This window comes from Lysinibacillus sp. NPDC093688, from assembly GCF_050280145.1.
Classification (GTDB): Bacteria; Bacillota; Bacilli; order Bacillales_A; family Planococcaceae; genus Lysinibacillus; species Lysinibacillus xylanilyticus_B.
In genome coordinates this window covers 24,963-39,932 of record NZ_JBNNUX010000039.1, presented here as the reverse complement: position 1 = coordinate 39,932, position 14,970 = coordinate 24,963, and the positions used below count along the sequence as shown (strand labels likewise).

Annotated in this window: 15 protein-coding genes and 8 tRNA genes; 1 reads left to right on the top strand and 22 read right to left on the bottom strand. The window is 38.2% G+C overall.

Translation table 11 applies throughout. The features are described 5' to 3' along the window. Positions 1-161: 161 nt before the first annotated feature. The 20 genes from ACQKN2_RS21390 to acpS form a co-directional block, all read right to left on the bottom strand. Positions 162-235, bottom strand: a tRNA-Gly gene (locus tag ACQKN2_RS21390). A gap of 22 nt (positions 236-257) precedes the next feature. Beyond that, a tRNA-Arg gene (locus tag ACQKN2_RS21385) sits at positions 258-334 on the bottom strand. A 26-nt stretch (positions 335-360) separates the two neighbouring features. Beyond that, positions 361-446, bottom strand: a tRNA-Leu gene (locus ACQKN2_RS21380). 65 nt (positions 447-511) lie between these two features. Then, positions 512-584: transfer RNA gene (locus tag ACQKN2_RS21375), tRNA-Lys, on the bottom strand. Positions 585-598: 14 nt separating this feature from the next. Continuing rightward, a tRNA-Gln gene (locus ACQKN2_RS21370) sits at positions 599-673 on the bottom strand. 5 nt (positions 674-678) lie between these two features. Beyond that, positions 679-754: transfer RNA gene (locus tag ACQKN2_RS21365), tRNA-Asp, on the bottom strand. 36 nt (positions 755-790) lie between these two features. After that, positions 791-862: transfer RNA gene (locus ACQKN2_RS21360), tRNA-Glu, on the bottom strand. 1 nt (position 863) lies between these two features. Continuing rightward, positions 864-940, bottom strand: a tRNA-Asn gene (locus tag ACQKN2_RS21355). Between the two features lie 91 nt (positions 941-1,031). Next, positions 1,032-1,493, bottom strand: a complete 462-nt coding sequence (locus ACQKN2_RS21350) for a SprT family protein (RefSeq protein WP_427416731.1) — start codon at positions 1,491-1,493, stop codon at positions 1,032-1,034. 165 nt (positions 1,494-1,658) lie between these two features. Beyond that, positions 1,659-3,833 (bottom strand): Tex family protein, encoded by a 2,175-nt coding sequence (locus tag ACQKN2_RS21345; RefSeq protein WP_427416730.1) that lies wholly within the window; start codon positions 3,831-3,833, stop codon positions 1,659-1,661. 209 nt (positions 3,834-4,042) lie between these two features. Further along, positions 4,043-4,828, bottom strand: coding sequence for an RNA polymerase sigma factor SigB (sigB, locus tag ACQKN2_RS21340; protein WP_427416729.1), 786 nt, complete (start codon positions 4,826-4,828; stop codon positions 4,043-4,045). Further along, on the bottom strand, positions 4,806-5,276 hold the full coding sequence (rsbW, locus tag ACQKN2_RS21335) for an anti-sigma B factor RsbW (protein ID WP_323651459.1): 471 nt from the start codon (positions 5,274-5,276) through the stop codon (positions 4,806-4,808). Before rsbW ends, sigB begins: the two co-directional genes overlap by 23 nt. Then, positions 5,273-5,608, bottom strand: a complete 336-nt coding sequence (locus tag ACQKN2_RS21330; RefSeq protein WP_427416728.1) for an anti-sigma factor antagonist — start codon at positions 5,606-5,608, stop codon at positions 5,273-5,275. The genes rsbW and ACQKN2_RS21330 overlap by 4 nt, the downstream gene beginning before the upstream one ends. A gap of 71 nt (positions 5,609-5,679) precedes the next feature. Next, positions 5,680-6,675 carry a PP2C family protein-serine/threonine phosphatase gene (locus tag ACQKN2_RS21325; protein ID WP_427416727.1) on the bottom strand — a complete coding sequence of 332 codons (996 nt, stop codon included), beginning with the start codon at positions 6,673-6,675 and terminating at the stop codon, positions 5,680-5,682. 12 nt (positions 6,676-6,687) lie between these two features. Beyond that, positions 6,688-7,089 carry an anti-sigma regulatory factor gene (locus ACQKN2_RS21320; RefSeq protein WP_427416726.1) on the bottom strand — a complete coding sequence of 134 codons (402 nt, stop codon included), beginning with the start codon at positions 7,087-7,089 and terminating at the stop codon, positions 6,688-6,690. A 407-nt stretch (positions 7,090-7,496) separates the two neighbouring features. After that, positions 7,497-7,847 (bottom strand): type II toxin-antitoxin system PemK/MazF family toxin, encoded by a 351-nt coding sequence (locus ACQKN2_RS21315; protein ID WP_049663446.1) that lies wholly within the window; start codon positions 7,845-7,847, stop codon positions 7,497-7,499. A gap of 4 nt (positions 7,848-7,851) precedes the next feature. Then, the gene (locus tag ACQKN2_RS21310; protein ID WP_170939000.1) at positions 7,852-8,139 is read right to left on the bottom strand and encodes a hypothetical protein; all 288 of its coding nucleotides are present in this window, start codon (positions 8,137-8,139) and stop codon (positions 7,852-7,854) included. A 299-nt stretch (positions 8,140-8,438) separates the two neighbouring features. Beyond that, positions 8,439-9,560: an alanine racemase gene (gene alr / locus ACQKN2_RS21305; RefSeq protein ID WP_427416725.1), complete on the bottom strand. Its 1,122-nt coding sequence runs from the start codon at positions 9,558-9,560 to the stop codon at positions 8,439-8,441. A gap of 219 nt (positions 9,561-9,779) precedes the next feature. Then, a complete protein-coding gene (locus ACQKN2_RS21300; protein WP_427416724.1) occupies positions 9,780-10,886 on the bottom strand; it encodes a LolA family protein in 1,107 nt (368 codons plus the stop codon). A 432-nt stretch (positions 10,887-11,318) separates the two neighbouring features. Then, positions 11,319-11,672 (bottom strand): holo-ACP synthase, encoded by a 354-nt coding sequence (acpS, locus tag ACQKN2_RS21295; RefSeq protein WP_427416723.1) that lies wholly within the window; start codon positions 11,670-11,672, stop codon positions 11,319-11,321. A 64-nt stretch (positions 11,673-11,736) separates the two neighbouring features. Here acpS and ACQKN2_RS21290 point away from each other — a divergent pair, with 64 nt between their 5' ends. After that, a complete protein-coding gene (locus ACQKN2_RS21290) occupies positions 11,737-12,357 on the top strand; it encodes a rhomboid family intramembrane serine protease (RefSeq protein WP_427416722.1) in 621 nt (206 codons plus the stop codon). Between the two features lie 595 nt (positions 12,358-12,952). Here the strand turns inward: ACQKN2_RS21290 and ACQKN2_RS21285 are convergent. Together ACQKN2_RS21285 and ACQKN2_RS21280 are read right to left on the bottom strand one after the other, a co-directional pair. Next, positions 12,953-14,419, bottom strand: coding sequence for a PH domain-containing protein (locus tag ACQKN2_RS21285; RefSeq protein WP_427416732.1), 1,467 nt, complete (start codon positions 14,417-14,419; stop codon positions 12,953-12,955). Further along, positions 14,412-14,891 carry a PH domain-containing protein gene (locus ACQKN2_RS21280; RefSeq protein ID WP_427416721.1) on the bottom strand — a complete coding sequence of 160 codons (480 nt, stop codon included), beginning with the start codon at positions 14,889-14,891 and terminating at the stop codon, positions 14,412-14,414. Before ACQKN2_RS21280 ends, ACQKN2_RS21285 begins: the two co-directional genes overlap by 8 nt. Positions 14,892-14,970: the final 79 nt, after the last annotated feature.

Genomic DNA, 14,970 nt, shown 5'->3' with positions numbered 1-14,970 from the left:
TTGATGTCCAAAATTTTGTTTCGTTCACCAACTCAAGGTTAGTTACTAAAAACTTTATTGATTACGTTTTGCTTGTTCAGTTTTCAAGGTTCATGACGTCGCTTCTAAGCGACAACTTCTATATCATACTATACAAAAGTATGAATGTCAACAAGTTTTTTTGGAGCGGGTGATGAGAATCGAACTCACGACATCAGCTTGGAAGGCTGAGGTTTTACCATTAAACTACACCCGCGATATTATAATGTTTATTAAAATGGCGCGCCCGGCAGGAGTCGAACCCACAACCTTCTGATCCGTAGTCAGACGCTCTATCCAATTGAGCTACGGGCGCATATTGTATATATTCATAAATTGACTTGGTGCGGCCGAGAGGATTTGAACCTCCACGGGGTTACCCCCACTAGGCCCTCAACCTAGCGCGTCTGCCATTCCGCCACGACCGCATTCGATTGGGAACTTTCTTATTGTACTACGACAATCCGAAAAGTCAATCTTTTTCCTTAAAAAATGAGCCATGAAGGACTCGAACCTTCGACCCTCTGATTAAAAGTCAGATGCTCTACCAACTGAGCTAATGGCTCAAAACAATAAACAATGGCTGGGGTACCTGGATTCGAACCAGGGCATGACGGAATCAAAATCCGTTGCCTTACCGCTTGGCTATACCCCAATAAGTGGCGGTCCCGACCGGGATCGAACCGGCGATCTCCTGCGTGACAGGCAGGCATGTTAACCGCTACACCACGGGACCAATGTTACTATATTTTCATAAATTAAAATAATGAAATGACCCCTACGGGATTCGAACCCGTGTTACCGCCGTGAAAGGGCGGTGTCTTAACCACTTGACCAAGGGGCCATGGCTCCGAAGGCAGGACTCGAACCTGCGACAACCTGATTAACAGTCAGGTGCTACTACCAACTGAGCTACTTCGGAATAATTCACATGTTTTGTCGTCGTTATCTTGTCGACTTTTACTATTATAGGGACATCTACAGTAAACGTCAACCCTTTTTTATTATTTTTTTCATTCTATTAGTTTTAAACGTCCTAAACACTTGCTACAGCAGTATTTCTTCACATTCATTCTAATTTTTCTTACATATAATTGTTGGCATTTTACACATGTATATGTATACAGTCGACGTTGTTTTTTGGGAGATGTCTTAGGGATTTGTAATACTGCACAAAAACGAGGAGCATTCACTTTTCCTAATAGCTCTCGAAAATCTTTGTCTCGATGCTGATACCCTTTGCCTTCCAAATGTAAATGATAATGGCATAATTCATGTCGAACTATCCCTTCTACTTCACTAATACCATACAATTCATAGGCTTTTGGGTTAACTTCAATATTGTGTGATTGTAAAAGATAACGTCCACCTGTTGAACGTAACCTTGAATTAAAATATGCTCGATGCATAAACGGCTTCTGGAAACTTTCTAATGATATTCGACTAACAAGATGTTGAAGTTCCTCATTGTTCATATCTATATCACCTCTAACAACAAGAATACCACACTGTATAGTATAGACAGTGTGGTAAAATTTATCCCGCTTAAACGGGCTGTAATTTATAAGTACAAATTAGTAAAGGCTAGAAGTTAGGCGGGAGATTAACTACCCGTAATAGCCCGATTAGTGAAAGTTTAATTACGCTTCGACAGTTTGATCTTTAGGAGGCAGCATTGTTAATGATATGCGCCCTTTATTGACATCTATTTGTTCTACCCAAACCGTCACAATATCACCAAGTGCAACAACTTCTAATGGATGTTTAATACGTCTTTTTTGTAATTTAGAAATATGAACAAGTCCGTCCTGCTTCACTCCAATGTCTACAAACGCTCCGAAATCAACTACATTTCTCACTGTACCTTGCAATTCCATCCCAACTTGTAAATCTTCCATTTTCAAAACATCTGTTTTCAGTAAAGGCTGAGGGAATGCATCACGTGGATCGCGACTTGGTTTCATTAATGTATCCACAATATCCTGTATTGTGACAACCCCAACATCTAAAATGCCACTTAATTTTTCTTGATCTAGTTTTGCAATGGCTTCCTCTGCCTCTTCCGTCCCTAGCTCTTTTTTATCAATTTGTGCAACCTCTAAAATCTGCTCTGCTACACTATAGCTTTCAGGGTGAATGCCCGTAGCATCGAATGCATTTTTGGCTCCTGGCACACGTAAGAAACCTATTGCTTGTTCATACGTTTTGGCACCAAGTCGTGGAATTTTCTTTAGTTGAGCACGTGTAGTAAATTGTCCATTTTCCTCTCGCACCTTCACGATATTCTCCGCAACTGTTTTAGATAATCCAGAAACGTATTGTAGTAGAGAAGCTGAGGCTGTATTAACATCAACACCAACTTGGTTTACAGCCGTCTCTACTATAAATGTTAAGGACTCAGTCAATTTCTTTTGAGAGACATCATGCTGATATTGACCTACCCCAACTGCTTTTGGCTCAATTTTTACTAACTCCGACAGCGGATCCTGCAAGCGACGTGCAATAGAAACGGCACTACGCTGTTCTACCTGTAAATTCGGAAACTCTGTACGTGCAATTTCAGACGCTGAATAAACAGAAGCTCCTGCTTCATTGACGATAACATAAGCGGTATCCGTTTCAAGCTCATTCAATACATCAGCTATAAATTGTTCTGTTTCGCGTGAGGCAGTACCATTACCAATAGCAATTATAGTAATTGGGTATTTTGCTAAAATCGCTTTCACAACTGCTTTTGATTTTGCTACATCTGGTTTTGGCGGATGTGGATAAATGGCTGTAACCTCTAGCATTTTCCCAGTTTCATCTACAACAGCTAACTTACAGCCTGTACGGTACGCTGGATCAACCCCCAATACATACTTCCCTTTCATCGGAGGCTGTAATAAAAGATTACGTAAATTCTCAGAGAAAATGTGAATAGCTTGCATCTCTGCTTTTTCCGTAAGTTCATTTCGTAACTCTCGTTCTATAGAAGGCTGAATTAGACGCTTGTACGAATCCTCTATCGCTAGCTTTACTTCAGCAATTGCTGGAGAGGAACCTGTAGCCGGAATCCATTCCTTCCACATAATCATCAATACTCGATCTATCGATACTTGAATCGCCACTTTTAAGATTTCTTCTTTCTCACCACGATTTACAGCTAAGATACGGTGAGGGACAATACGATTTACTGGTTCTTCATATTCGTAATACATTTCAAAAACGTTTTTTTCGTCTGACTCTGCATTCTTCACACTTGTAACGAGTACTCCATCTTTCCAAGAATACGTACGAATTTTTTCACGTATTGCCGCGTCATCAGCAAAGCGCTCTGCCAAAATATCTCGCGCCCCAGCTAATGCATCCTCTACATCAGCAACTTTCTCCTCATCTACGAAGGCCATTGCTAATTTCTCTAAAGCATCATTACGATACTCTAATAGAAGATCTGCAAGAGGTTCTAACCCTTTTTCTTTCGCCATTGTCGCCTTTGTTCTGCGTTTTTGTTTATAAGGTCGATATAAATCCTCTACACGTTGCAAAACAGTTGCTGCTTGAATCGCTTGCTCTAATTCAGGTGTTAGTTTATCTTGTTCCTGAATTAATCGTATAACCTCTTCCTTGCGTTGCTCAAGCTGCTGTATGTAATGATAACGATCCTCTACAGCTTTAATCTGTACCTCATCAAGGGACCCAGTAGCTTCTTTTCGATAACGTGCAATGAATGGCACGGTATTTCCTTCTTCTAACAATTTAATAACAGCCTCAGCTTGACCTGGCTTAACAGCTACATCCTTTGCAATGAGCTGTAACATTTGCTTTTGTTCCACATCATCACTACCTTTTTTCTTTTCATTTTACCATTACACTTTACTAAAAATGCAAAAAAATAGTCTACTCTAACGGAAGAGTAAACTATTTCTTTTATTACAAAGAGGCTTTTTCGCTAACACTTCCTGCTTGGCTCATGCTATTGCTTATATCTGCGACAACAACAAGAGTCCTTCAATATCAGGACAGCCCCTCTCGCTAAAAGATTTTAGAGCGAGACACCATCTCTTACTAAGATAGCTTCTTGTAATTTTTTTATTGCCTTCCTTTGTATTCTAGATACATGCATTTGAGAAACCCCTAATCGTTCCCCAACTTCTTTTTGAGTGAGTTGTTCTAAATATGTAAGCTGAATGATTTGTCTTTCTCTCTCATCTAAAATACTCATTGCTTCAGAAACGATCATTCTTTTATTGGTCATTTCATAGCCATCATCTACTTTACCCATAATATCAAATAAAGTTACTGTACTACCGTCAGAATCTGACTCTATTGAATGATCCATAGAAAGAGCATGGTAACTACGGCTCATCTCCATAGACTCTAACACTTCTTCCTCTTCTACTTCTAATTGATCCGCAATTTCCTTAATAGATGGAGAACGTTGCAACTCAACTGTCAACGCTTCTACTGTTGTTTTAATTCGTGGTCCTAATTCTTTTATCCGTCTTGGCACATGAACATCCCAGGTTTTATCACGTAAAAAACGCTTAATTTCTCCAACAATCGTTGGAACAGCGAATGCTTCAAAACTTCGGCCAACGTCAGGATCAAAACGTCTTATTGCACCTAGCAACCCCAGCATACCTACTTGAGTAATATCATCATGACTAGATTTACCATTTGAATATTTACGTGCAATGGACTCCACTAAATATCGATAATGAATCACTAAATTTGTTTGGGCTTCATCATCCTCCGTTGATTGGTACAGTGCAATCCACTTTAGTATATCTTCCTTAGACGAAGATTTATGTAGTGATTCTTTCGACATTTTCCTCCACCTGCTCTCTAGCGACATACTTAGTCATGAAAACAGTTACGCCACCATCGTTATTTATCATCACCTCATCCATCAAAGTTTCCATTAAATAAAGCCCTAAACCACCTTCGCGAAGACCCGCAATACTCTCTTCCGGATGATACGGCCCAATTTTCGATTTTATCTCCTCAAAATTGAAACTATTACCATAATCTGCGATCATCATTTCTATTTTATTTTCATACAACGCGCAACCAATGACGATTTCTCCTTCTTCTTCGTCCTTATATGCATGATGTACAACATTTGTTACCGCTTCACTCGCAGCAATTTTCAAATCTTCAATATCATCGTAATTAAATCCAATCCGACTAGCTAAGCCAGAAACCGTCAATCGAATCACACTGACAAATTGCGGTTTTGCAGGAACCCTTATCTCAATATAATCAAATTCCTTCATTTTCGTAATTCCACCTTTTTATCAGTTTCAATATCCATTAAATCGCTTAAACCAGTAATTTCAAACAACCTTTGTAATCTATTCGATAAACCAACCAATTTAACTTTCCCATTCTCGCGTAGCGTTCTTTTATAAAAGGCTACAAAAATACCTAGTCCTGTACTATCCATATAATTAACTTTCGATAAATTAAGTACTATTTCTAATCCTTCAGTAATTATCACTGCTTCTAATTCCTCCCTGAGTCCTGGAGCAGTAAAAGTATCTATTTCACCCTCTAAAAATCCGTATAGTTTATTATCAAGTTCTTTAAAGTGTATCGCCATATCCATACAGCACACCTCCACCAATTTGTTAGACTGTTTTTCTATTCCCGTAATTACAAAAAATCAAACCTAAATAACTATTTTTTTATAATTGCAATTGTAAAATCATCTGATAGTTTAAAATCCTGTATTTTTTCAATTTGCTTATAAAGAAGATTACATAATTGTTGAGCAGACAAGTATTTATTTTCAAATAGTAATGTCGTAATAACCTCTCGTGAATTCAATTCATCATGCAATCTGAATTCAGTAACACCATCCGTCATCATGATTACGATATCGTTTTCTTCCAAGGCAATTTCGTTAAAAGAATAGTTCGTATCTGGCAACACCCCTAATAATAACCCCGTCGATTCCAAAGGGATAAATTTTTCACGTTTAGCACTGTAATGAAGAGCGGGCTCGTGACCTGCAGAAGCATAAGAAAAAATACTTTTTCGCATATCCAGACAACCGTAGAACATAGACACAAACATACTGTCATCTACACTCTTTTCAATCACTCGATTAATGACCTCTAATACATATGAAGGATCTCTATATGCATATTCCAATGCCTCTAAGCCATATTTTACCATAGACATACATAAAGCGGCCGGAACACCTTTACCTACCACATCTGTCACTGCTACACTCAAATAATCATCTCGATTATATAAAAAATGCACATAATCCCCATTCATTTTCCGGATTGGAATAGATATCATTCCTATATCGATGTTTGAAAGTTGTGGTACCTCTGTTTTAAGTAATGTATTTTGGATACTTGCGGCAATTTTCATTTCTATCTCATACTCAGCTTGTTTTTGTAATAAGCTTTGGTGCTCCCTATGAGCCATTCCATAATGCACCATAACTTCGATAAGAAAATCATATGCAAGCTGTTCGTCACTCATTCTACGTGGAAATAGCTTTTCAACTGCGTTTTTATGAATACTTACAACATCCTCTGGAGATATATTATTTTGGATTAACTGACGAGTGAAATTTTGAGCAATATACAAATTCTTTTCAGTTTGATCAGCCATATAATCTGACAAAATCGTTTTATATTGAGATTCTAATCGGTCCAACAACTCCACATCCTAACGCAGCCATTTTTCAGCTCTGATCGTTGTTCCTTCTCCAATAACCGATTGAATATTCATACTGTCCATCAATCGATTAACGCCTGGTATACCTGCACCGAGCCCTCCTGAAGTGGAATAACCATCCTCCATCACTTTCCGAACATCCTCTATCCCTGGTCCTTGATCAGTTGCAATAACAATTATTTTCTTCTCTGTGTCTGACTCAAATTTCTCAATTTCAATGACACCTATCCTTGCATATAAATATATATTTCTAGCTAGTTCACTTATTGCTGTGGTGATTCGAGCCTGATCAACAGTGTCAAATCCAAGTGCCTTTGCTTCGTCACGCCCCAGTTGTCTTGCTGCTACTATATCCCACTCAGTAATAATTTCAACCGAAGACTTAATTGTCACTGCTGTCCCCCCAGTTCCTTTCGGAGTTATACTCTTACACTTTTTTCGAGCGACTTAACTAAATACTTTGAATATCTTAATTATATTATTGATTTTACCTTAGGGTAATGGTTGCTGTCGCTACGTTTGCATTTAGCTTTCGAACAGACATACCTTGTTGCTGCCGCTTCGCTTTCGCACAGAAAATAATTGTTGCTGAATGAAGGTAAAATTCTATGTAAATTTTTTTAAACCTTTTAATACTTTTTCAAAAATCTATTCTAAGTTTAGATTTTGAGTATACCTTAAATCTATTAATACCATTTTTGAATAGCGATTTCAATTTATGGTATTAAGTATTTGAGGGTACAATACAAAAAAGCATCGAGATGAAAATTCATCTCGATGCCGCTATACACATATGTATATCAAAATTTAACAAGTCCTAAACTAATCATCAATGCACCATCAACTTTCTCCATCAAAGCATGGTCAAGTTGTGTAATACGATCTGTCAATCTTGACTTATCAATCGTCCGCACTTGCTCGAGCAGAATAACCGAGTCACGTTCAAAACCATACTTTTCAGCATTAATTTCGACGTGCGTCGGTAACTTTGCTTTCTGAATCTGTGCAGTAATAGCTGCGATGATGACAGTCGGACTAAATCGATTTCCAATATCATTTTGAATAATCAGCACCGGCCTAGTGCCCCCTTGCTCGGACCCAACTACCGGCGATAAATCTGCAAAAAAAACGTCACCACGTTTTACATTCAAAGTGTCATCCCCCGCTAACGAGACGCTCCACTGTATGTTGTGCTTCATATTCTGCGTGCAAGCATTCACTTGCGATACTCAGATTTATATGAGACATTTCAACATATCCTTTCATCATAGCTTCCCGTATTTGATTTGGTTGCTCCTGCATTAAAACTTTGCGCGACAAAATACGCGCAAAAGATTCACTTTCAATTACTTCCTTTGTTTGTAGAAATAGTCTATCCTGAACAGCAATTGTAGCTTCTCTTAACTTTTTCTCGTACACAGCAAGCACCTCCAACGGAACCATCCACTTTTTCATTACTACCCATTCTACCATTGAAAGATATCGTTGAAAAGACACGAAATGACAAAATATCTGACAATTTAAAGTCCAAGTTGTAAAAATATGTAGGTTGTCGAAGGTAAATGCCGATTTATTCATCTTGCAAAATGTCACAAATTATGAACGGCTCAGCCAATTGGTACTTTAACCTACTGATTAGTAAGTAGTTAATTCACCAAGTTTTTTAGTTGCTCTGATATAGTATTCATTTGTCCTAAGATCAATTACACCTCGGCATAATTGCGTCCGCTTTTAGTTTAAAGTCAAATGTATAATCTAGGAACCCTCGCTGTAATAATGCATGGTACTTCATAATTAATGGTTTCAAGCTTCGCTGCCCATTCATTCATTGAAATAACATCCTGTCCTTGGCGACCAATGAGTGTTACTTTCTCACCTATAGCATATGCTTTTGGCAAGGCAACCATACATTGGTCCATACAAATTCGTCCGACAATCGGCATTCTTTGTCCATCAATTAGTACTTCTTGTCCGCCTAATTTACGAATTACTCCGTCCGCATAGCCTATTGGTATCGTCCCAATCCACATATCCGAAGGGGCCGTAAAAGCAGCTCCATAGCCTACTGATTCACCTGCTTGTAACTGTTTCACATGAACAAGCTCACTCTCAAGCGAAAACGCCGGCTGTAACGAAAATGGTAAAATACCTTCTACATAAGAAGATGGTGATAATCCATACATTGAAATACCATATCTGACGGCATCAAATTGTAAATGTGCATCTTTCACTAAGGATGTAGCCGTATTTGATGCATGAACAAGTCTAGGTTTTTCAGGCAATACTGTTACACATTTCTCAAAAAATTGTACCTGTCTATCGAAGTAAGATGTATCTTCTTCATCCGCAGTCGCAAAATGTGTGAATATCCCATCAAGTTCCACATTTACAGTACTCTGTATTGTTTGATATAGTTCCAATAATTCTTGTTCTGAACGAACGCCAATTCTGCCCATTCCACTATCTACTTTTATATGTAGTCGTAAAGGATTTGCTTCATTAGCTATGAACGGAGCAGCTTGCTGTATCCATTCACTTGCAAACGCCGTAAGGATTATGCGCTGCTGGGCAGCATATGGCACAAACGAAACTGGAGAGGCACCCAATAATAGTATGTCTGGTTCTTCAAAGTGCGCTCGAATATGTAATGCTTCATCGGGCGTTGCCACAGCAAGTATTGTTGCCCCTGCCTCAAGTGCCGCTTTTGCAACGGCTACATCTCCATGACCGTATGCATTTGCCTTTACAACAGCTATAATTTGAACATTAGGTCGAAGTAGCTTTTTCAAATTTTTTATGTTTTGTTGAATTGCTTGTAAGTCTACAATTGCTTTGGTCGGTCTAAAATACTGCTGTATCTCCATTAGAATACCCTCTTTTTTATTTTATTAAAACAATATGTATTGATTAAATCGCCTTTGCTCTACTGTTTTACTATAAGTTTTCTATTTTAGACTAATTTTCTACATAACTTTTATCATATATGACTTAACACTTTCTAAACAGTGTTAATTTTCATCAAAACTGCATTATTTTTCTTAATAAGCTACAGCCTTCCATATAGAAAGCTGTAGCTAGAAAAATTATTTCATACTACCTATCGTCATAGAAGTGGCAACTTCTACCATTTCTTCACGAGTCAATTTACTAGATGCTACAAAGAATTCGACTCCATCCTTCTCCCAGCTAATAGAAGTATCTGTAATAGCTCCAATCGTAAAGCCTAAATCTACCGGATCACCAGGCGATGATACCGGCATCATAGCAGTTTCTTTCGTAACTGGTTGTTGCATAACCGTAAATGGCTTATCACCGTCGAATGTTAAGATAACACGTTCCATGCCAGCCTCTTGCATGACTTTCTCATCCACCATCTTCGTATTTCCTAAACTTACAACAGGGTAATGTGTTTGGAACTTTGTATTTTCGGCTTCTGCACTTACTGCTTGTTCCCCTTTATTTCCATTCGGATTATTATTGCTCTCTTTATCGCCTTTATCCTTTTCTTCCTTGTTATCCTTTTCTGTCGGTGCAGCTTTTTCCCCTTTTGGTTCATCTTTTTCTGTAAATTGCTCAACCGCATACTCTTTAGCCGCGTGTTGAACACCTAATTTAATATTTTTAAATGTGATACGAATTTGTTCTTCTTTTACATCATTCATAATTACTACGGAAGTTGGAAGCATCGTTTTCTTATCAACTGTTATAACTTGATGAGGCATACTATTTTTATAGCTATTTCTAGTAGCCGCTTCAAATATATATGCTTTGTCCTCTTCTTTCATGACTAAATTTTTATCTTGGGCTAAATCTTCTGCTAGTGCACCTATTAAATAGGCTTGGCTATTTTTCTTTGGCCAATCACTTTGGAATTTATACATTTTGTTTAATGTAGGTGTAACAACAAAAACGCCATCTGCATTTCGCACTATCATTTGTGAAACATCTTTCCCACTTTCTACTACTTCCACTCGATAGAAATCAGGTTTCGTATGCCAAACAGTTACATCATATTTTTTCGGATCCCCACCAGATTTAATCTCCATCGTAGCATTTAACTCATAACCATTGGTCTCTGCCCATTTCCCATTAACTTTCTTCAACACTTTTTCCTGTGAGTCTGTACCACATGCCGATAGAAGTAATATCGTACAAAGTAAGACGAGCCATTTAACTATTCGGTTGCCCACGCTTTCACCCTTTCCTTCTTTCAAATCCACTACGACAATATATGAACCGTATTTGTCAGTTATGTCATTTGAACATGGGCAATATATTGTTCTTCACTCAGAAATTTATTTACTATTTAATAGCACATCAGCAAAACGTGTGGTTGATTTCCGTTCCGACCGGGCGCTTTGTTGCTGCCGCTACGTTAGCACTACGCTTTCGCACAGAGTAAAGCTTCCTGGGGGCGTCCGATGAGCCGCTTCGCTTCGCTGCAGGGTCTCGGGCCAACACGATGTTGGTCACGAAGGCGTTATCACAGGATGTGATGATTTTAGCCTTCGTTCCTCTATCGCTAATCCCCAAGGAGTCGCCAAGTCGTAACGAAGATCAACTATTTGTATAGTAGACATTTTGACAAAAGTCATCCACAACTTTTGGTGATGAACCATTTTTTATTGCAATAATATGACCTGTGCTGCTGCGTATTGCTTAGAATGTGTTATACTTACAAATCCATTTACAAGCTCTCCTTTAAAATATAAAACAGGATTACCAGCTTCCCCTCTTAAAACTTCAACATCATGAAGCTTACATTCTTCACCAATCCCAGTTCCTAATGCCTTCGAAAATGCTTCTTTTACAGCAAATCGTCCGGCCAAAAATTCTATCCTACGAGTTTCTGAATGTGCATCAAACAACACTCTTTCCCTTTCAGTTAAAATGCGGTCTTTAAATTTATTTGTTCTCCCCATTGCTTTAGTGATACGGTCAATTTCTACAATATCGAGACCAATTCCTTTAATCATTTGAACTTCTCCTTTTCCTATTTCTAAAAAGCCATGTATAATGATTGTAAATTGAGGTGGAGTTATGTTTAGTAGAACAGAAAATTTCAAGCAATATACAAAGTATTATCCGATTGTTTCAACATTAATAGCCGTTAATTTAATTGTTTATGTAATAACTATTTTACCTGGAATAGGAGAACGTGTATTGGATTATGGGGTCCAAGTGAACTTCCTTATTCAAGCAGGTGAATGGTGGCGTGTTGTTTCTGCAATGTTTTTGCATGCTAACTTTTTGCACGTTTTCTTTAATATGTTTTCACTGTATTTATTCGGACCTGAGCTTGAAAAAATTGCCGGTAAGGCGCGTTTTATTACAATTTATTTAATGTCCGGTATTGTAGGGGACATGGCAACCTATCTACTATATGATAGTAGCTATGCAAGTCTTGGTGCAAGTGGAGCTGTTTTTGGAATATTTGGTGCCTTCGGAGCACTTGTCTACTATACACGCCGTACAATGCCGATGCTTCGAAAACTTATTTTACCCATCATTGTGATCAGTGTTATTATGACTTTTCTACAGTCAAATGTGAATATCTATGCTCACTTGGGCGGTTTAGTAGCCGGATTCCTTCTTGGACTCATCTACTTACATCCAAAAAGAATTTTAAGCTGGCGTAAGCAAAAGATGGCGGGTAAGTAATAGTTTCAAAGTGGAGCCATTCTCTGATGATAAGCTTTCATCGAGGATTGCTCCTCTTATTTTTATGCTAGAGTTATATCATTTCTTTCATTTTATTCGTACCATAACCAAATGTTTGTCCTTTTATGTAGCTAATTCACTTGATGATAGCCAATCACTCCCGCAAGCTTCCCCTCCTAATAGATCCGCGTATTGTTACATCGCAGCTCTTACAAATTGCTCCGCATCCTCAACTGTTTCTATTACTACCCCTTATGTTTGATTAATTTTATTATAAACAGAATATTTGCATATTTATAGGTAAAAAAGGATCATCATCTCGTGTCGTTGATCTCCGTTTCAACTAGGCTCTTTTCTAGGAGCATCCGATGAGCTACTTGGGCCAACAGATGTTTTTTGCGTGAAAGCGAAGCGGCAGCGACAGCGATATTTTTCACTCAATCGTGTGTTGTTGTAGTAGATATATAGACACCCACCACATCCTCATTCATCTCATCACCTTCAGGGGTGGGCATCAGGGCATAGGTTTTATCTAATGCTTCATAAAAAAAGGCTAATCCCTCATTAATTGTGAGGATTAGCCAAATTCTCGCATTCAATGTTCGTACCAAGATACTATTGTTTCAGCATCCTGCTGCTCTAAGTTTGGCACATTCCCTGTCATACCAGTCATGCCTGACATTACCGTTGCTTTTACAGACATAATATTCTTTCTTTTTTGGAAATACGTTTGAGTAGTCCCAATAGATTGAATGCGTTTTTTCTCCATAACTAATGTAATACGACTGAACACACGATATTGCATAGTTAGTTGCTTTCCATCTATCATATAAGCAGCTGTTTTATGTTGCCAAATACCAATTAATATCGTTAACGGAATTAACAATAACGAAAGTAACCCGTACGGATAAAAGAAATAACTACATGCGACAATTATAGGTATGAGCCAAATGAAATCAATTCGGTAAAAAAATGGGCGAGCTCGATTTGGTGAATAGATAAATTCTGGTCGCCAATTTACATCCGGGAAGATCTGCTCTAACGTTTCCAAACAATTCTGCTTCTGGATAAGTGGGAAAAGCGTAATTTTTTTATCATTTCCCTCTCCACCATTTCCCCCAGCACTCTCAACAACAACCGTTGCAAAGCCAAATAATTGACGCAATGGATTCTCTACAATACGAATCGCCTGAATTCGATTTAACGGTAAAGTAATTCGTTTTTTCTCAAGTAGCCCTTTTGTAATAATAAGCTTTTCATCTTCAGTTCGGACAGTATATTCATAATAATTGATCAGTGTAATAATAAATGACACAAACCACGCCACAATTAGGCTGAATATCACTGTTAGCGCAACTAACAATGCGCCAATTTTCGCAAAGTCCGCTAGCTCGTAAAAAATTTCCTCATATGGGATTATATCTGAAAGCTGAGAGATAATTGCCGCTAGCCCTGATAGGACAACCCCAATTCCACCCGAAGTTATTGCTAAAATAAGTAAATCACGTATCGACATATGATAAATCGTCGGAGCTAATACTTCCTCTATTGACGACTGTTCATCATTCATCTGTTCAGTGCCTTGGTTACTTGTACGACGCATTTCCAGCTCTATTGCATCAGCCGCAGCCTTTCGTATAGCCGTTAACTCTACCTCAGGCTTTCTATCCTTACTTCCCGCAGTCTCAACCTGAACCTTTACTAAGCCAAATAGTCGATGAAAAATACCTTCATTGTAATTTAAGCTTTGAATACGGTCGAATGGGATATAACGTTTCTTTTTAACGAACAAGCCGTACGTTACACGCAATTCTCCATCTTCAAACCAATATACAAAGGTACGCCATTTAACAATGCCACTAACAAGCGCTAGTAAAGCCCCTACTCCCCATATACCGAATAAGACAGTTGTTCGCCAAAAATTATCACTATGGAAATTAAACGAAAAGTGAAAACCATTAGTTATTATTATAATAATTAACGGGAAAATCATACTTTTTAACGCTTTTGCGCTTGTAATAACAGCCGATACTGGGTGTAAGCGATTAATTTCCTTAGACATCATCTTCCGCCACCCTTGCTAATTCCGAAATACGCGCACGGAGTCCGTCAGCCTCGTCCATTACAAGTGCAGGGATTGTATGTACAGTTGCCGCCGTAGATATTGAAATATTACCCAAACCATATTTTTTTAATATCGGTCCTTGCGCCGTATCAACATGTTGTACACGCACCATTGGAATAAGTGTACGTTTAACAACGAATAAACCATGTTGCACTTCAATCTCATGTTCACGCACCTCATAGCGCCAGCGTTCCCATCTTACTTTCGGAAATAGATAAGCAGATAAAATAGCACTAAGTATAACTACAACAACTGCAATGAAATAAATAAATGATGGCCATTCAAAATAATAAGTGCCGTAGCATACTAAAGCCGCTACAATCAAAAGAAATATCGTTTGCAATACACCATATAAACGCCACACTGTTAACCCTTTCCTTGAAATCTTATGAATTGGTTCTGATCTCAAAATCGATCCCTCTCTTTCCTTATCTATGTATACGTAACTAATTATCTTTTTGTTTCAAAATTTTATCAATTTTGCCTTG